The sequence below is a fragment of the Streptomyces torulosus genome (assembly GCF_001419765.1).
Taxonomy (GTDB): domain Bacteria; phylum Actinomycetota; class Actinomycetes; order Streptomycetales; family Streptomycetaceae; genus Streptomyces; species Streptomyces torulosus.
Window position 1 is genome coordinate 32,964 of sequence record NZ_LIRK01000037.1, and the last position, 4,277, is coordinate 37,240.

At 68.2% G+C, this 4,277-nt stretch carries 2 protein-coding genes and 1 pseudogene; all 3 read left to right on the plus strand.

The features are described 5' to 3' along the window. Positions 1-1,176 (plus strand): tetratricopeptide repeat protein (locus tag AOK23_RS03820; protein WP_157877932.1); only part of this gene is annotated, 1,176 nt, incomplete at its 5' end. A 78-nt stretch (positions 1,177-1,254) separates the two neighbouring features. Further along, positions 1,255-1,395: pseudogene (locus AOK23_RS03825) on the plus strand (VOC family protein); the annotation flags it as partial. Positions 1,396-2,600: 1,205 nt separating this feature from the next. Beyond that, positions 2,601-4,277, plus strand: a 1,677-nt coding sequence (locus tag AOK23_RS03835; protein WP_055711330.1) for a tetratricopeptide repeat protein, incomplete at its 3' end; no start/stop codon positions are given.

A 4,277-nucleotide genomic window follows, 5' to 3' on the forward strand; every position in this document is an offset into this window, starting at 1 on the left:
GACGCCTTCCTACCCGACCTCTCCACCTCGCTGAACAACCGGTCCGTCCACCTTGCGGGCCTGGGGCGGCGGGAGGAAGCCCTGACCGCCGCCACCCGCGCCGTCGAGACTCACCAGATCCTGGCCGAACAGCGACCCGACGCCTTCCTACCCGACCTCGCCGGCTCGCTGAACAACCAATCCAACCGCCTTGCGGATCTGGGACGGCGGGAGGAAGCCCTGACCGCCGCCACCCGCGCCGTCGAGACCTACCAGATCCTGGCCGAACAGCGACCCGACGCCTTCCTCCCCGACCTCGCCAGTTCGCTGAACAACCGGTCCGTCCACCTTGCGGGCCTGGGGCGGCGGGAGGAGGCCCTGGCCGCCATCACCCGCGCCGTCGAGATCCGCAAGGCCCTGGCCGAACAGCGACCCGACGCCTTCCTACCCGACCTCGCCGGCTCGCTGAACAACCAATCCAACCGCCTTGCGGATTTGGGGCAGCGGGAGGAAGCCCTGACCGCCGCCACCCGCGCCGTCGAGATCCGCGAAGCCCTGGCCGAGCAGCAACCCGACGCCTTCCTACCCGACCTCGCCGGCTCGCTGAACAACCAATCCAACCGCCTTGCGGATCTGGGGCAGCGGGAGGAGGCCCTGGCCGCCGTCACCCGCGCCGTCGAGACCTACCAGATCCTGGCCGAGCAGCGACCCGACGCCTTCCTGCCCAAGCTCGCCATCTCGCTGAACAACCATTCCGGCCACCTTGCGGGCCTGGGGCGGCGGGAGGAGGCCCTGACTGCCATCACCCGCGCCGTCGAGACCTACCAGATCCTGGCCGAGCAGCGACCCGACGCCTTCCTGCCCAACCTCGCCATGTCCCTGAACAACCAATCCGTCCACCTTGCGGATCTGGGGCAGCGGGAGGAGGCCCTGGCCGCCGTCACCCGCGCCGTCGAGATCCGCAAGGCCCTAGCCGAGCAGCGACCCGACGCCTTCCTACCTGACCTCGCCATGTCCCTGAACAACCAATCCGTCCACCTTGCGGGCCTGGGGCGGCGGGAGGAGGCCCTGGCCGCCGTCACCCGCGCCGTCGAGATCCGCAAGGCCCTAGCCGAGCAGCGACCCAACGCCTTCGCTCAAGACTTGGAGAGAGCCCTCCAGTTGCGGGAGGAACTGAGGCAAACTCCAGAGGGATGATCCGCAGCCAGCTCATATCGGATGCCATCTAGCGCGCGGCGGCAACGTTGGCCCTGGGCGGTCTGCGACGACGGCGCCATTAACGAGGAAGCCGTTCCCACTCTTCGCATCGAGGACGCTGCGGCGGTCGTCGCGTGGTACGAGCGGCTGGGCTTCGCCAAGCAGTGGGAACATCGCTTCGAACCGGGACTTCTTGCGTTCGTCGAGATCGGCCGGGGCGGCTGAGCGGCGGGAGATCAAGAAGATCGCCAAAGGGCGTGCTACCCCAGCCCTGCATGCACTGGTCGGCCTGCCACGCAGGAGCGACGAGACCGAGATCTGCAGCGTGCCCCTTCCCCATTATGAGACAGCCGACCACTGGCTCCTCGTAAGCCTTGCAGTCGGTCTCGCGCATGCCGAGCTGAGCCCCAAGTGCGTGGTCGACCAGCTGCCCATGACAGTCGCAGATCTCACCTTGGAGGAGACACAGTTCCTCTCCATCGCAGTGGACCCCAGCGCGAGGAGGTCCTGGGTGACCCCCACCCCGACACCCTGAGAAGCCGCAACAAACTCGCCGCTGCCCGTAGAGCTGCAGCAGCTGTACAGCAACCAGATACAGCAACCCCAGCAACCGATCCCGACCACCAACCCCCCTCAGACACCCAAGGCCCCGACCTGTCCTGAGTGCAGCCAGCCCATGAAGTCCGGCGGCCTTGTCCTCGTCAAACGGGAGGACGATGGCCGGCGGACCTGCCGGTCGCTGTGGCGGTGTGCCGATCGACATATCTGGTGGAGCTGGGCAGACCGGCCGGACGAACTATTGGAGGTCTGCCCGGTCCCGGGGCTGTTCCGCTGACATCCAACGTTGACATCAACGAGCACGGACGGCGGCGACAACCAGCGACCATGTACGGCCCCAGAGCGCGAGGCTAGTCCCGGCCACGCCGGGCCCGGATCGAACTCCTAAAGCGGGTGTCGCAGGTGCGCATCCTGCCTCTCATGGAGCGTTGGCGACGTCGAACCTCCTCGGGTGTTCGGGCGTTAGGGCCTCGGGGAGAGGTCGGAGTTCCTACGCTGGTCTCTTCGGAGCCGCACGGGTCGGGGGATCGGATGAGCGCTGTGGGTGGGCAGTTGGCGGCCTGCGATACCGTCCTCGCTGGTGACAGCGGCAGGATTCAGCCGTGAGTGAGGAATCAGCTGCTGTACACGCCGCGGGGCCGAGATCAGTCGCTGCGGGCGGCAACGTCGGCGTGGCCATCACCGGTGACGTTGCTCAGGTGGTGACCTTGCCGGCCGAAGCGGTGCGCTGGGCGCAGGAGGTGCAGGCACCACCGGGGGCGGGGAACCTGCCGGGTTCGGCGTCAGGGGTGTTTGTTGGCCGGGGGCACGAACTCACCGCACTGCGTGCCCTCCTGACCGATGCGGGGGAAGCCGCGGTCACCCAAATGACGCGGACTCGGGCGATCCATGGACTGGGCGGGATCGGCAAGACGACTCTCGCTCTGCACTACGCCCACACCTACCGCCGCGACTACACCCTGGTGTGGTGGATCACCGCTGAGACCACCGAGCAGATCGTCACCGGCCTGGCGAGTCTGGCCACGCGGCTGTGTCCGCAATGGGCCGTCACTGCGGGGGTGCCGGAACGGGCGGCGTGGGCGATCTTGTGGCTGCAGTGGCATCCCGGCTGGCTGCTGGTCTTCGACAACGTCGAACGTCCCACCGACCTGCGTCACTACCTCGGTACCCTCCCGGACGGGCACCACCTGGCCACCAGCCGCAAAAGCGCCGGCTGGCACACCATCGCCCCCACCATGCCCCTGGGCCTGCTCGACGCCGACACCTCAGCCGACCTCCTGTGCACCCTCGCCCTCGGCGAGCAGCACCCGCCCACACCGCAGCAACGCTGGCAGGCGCGGAAACTCGCCGCCGAACTCGGCTACCTCCCCCTGGCGTTGGAACAAGCCGGCGCCTACCTGTATGAAACCGGTACCGACCTCGGTGAGTACCCCGCCCTGCTCGGCCGAGTCCTGGACACCGCCCCGGAAGGCATCGACCCGCAACGCACGATCGCCCGCATCTGGCAGCACACCCTGACCGCCATCCACACCCGAAACCCGCTGGCCGTCACCGTGCTGCACACGCTCGCTTGGCTGGCTCCGGACGACATCCCCCGCCACCTCCTCACCCCACTGGCCCCGGACCCCGTCGACCTGGGCGAGGCGCTGGGCGCGCTCCATGCCTACAACATGATCTCGTTCTCCGCCGACCGGCAAAGCGTCAGCATCCACCGCCTGGTCCAAACCGTCCTACGCACCCCTCCCACCGAACCCGACACCTACCCCCCAGGCCGCCAAGAAGCAGAGCACCTGGCCCAGCAGGCCCTCCTCCACCACAACACCGATGACACGCCATGGGATGGTCTCCTACCGCACCTGTTGGCCCTCGTCGCCACAACGCCGCCACACTGGCCGCCATCAACCCAGACCGCTGACGCATACGAGACGGCGGCGCAGTACCTGTACCGGCAGGGACGCGATGCCCACACCATCGCCTTGCGCACAGCCACCCTCACCCAGCGCGAGCAGGTCCTCGGCAACACCCACCCCCACACCCTGTCAAGCCGTAACAACCTCGCCGGCGCATACGAGTCGGCGGGGGACCTGGGACGGGCCATCCCCCTGTACAAGACCACCCTCACCCAGCGCGAGCAGGTCCTGGGCGACACCCACCCCGACACCCTGACCAGCCGCAACAACCTCGCCGGCGCCTACGAGTCGGCGGGGGACCTGGGACGGGCCATCCCCCTGTACGAGACCACCCTCACCCAGTACGAGCAGGCCTTGGGCGACACCCACCCCCACACCCTGACCAGCCGCAACAACCTCGCCAGCGCCTACTACACGGCGGGGGACCTGGAACGGGCCATCCCCCTGTACAAGACCACCCTCACCCAGTACGAGCAGGTGCTGGGCGACAGCCACCCCGACACCCTGAACAGCCGCAACAACCTCGCCAGCGCCTACAAGGCAGCCGGGGGCTGGGACGGGCCATCCCCCTGTACAAGACCACCCTCACCCAGTACGAGCAGGTCCTCGGCAACACCCACCCCCACACCCTGT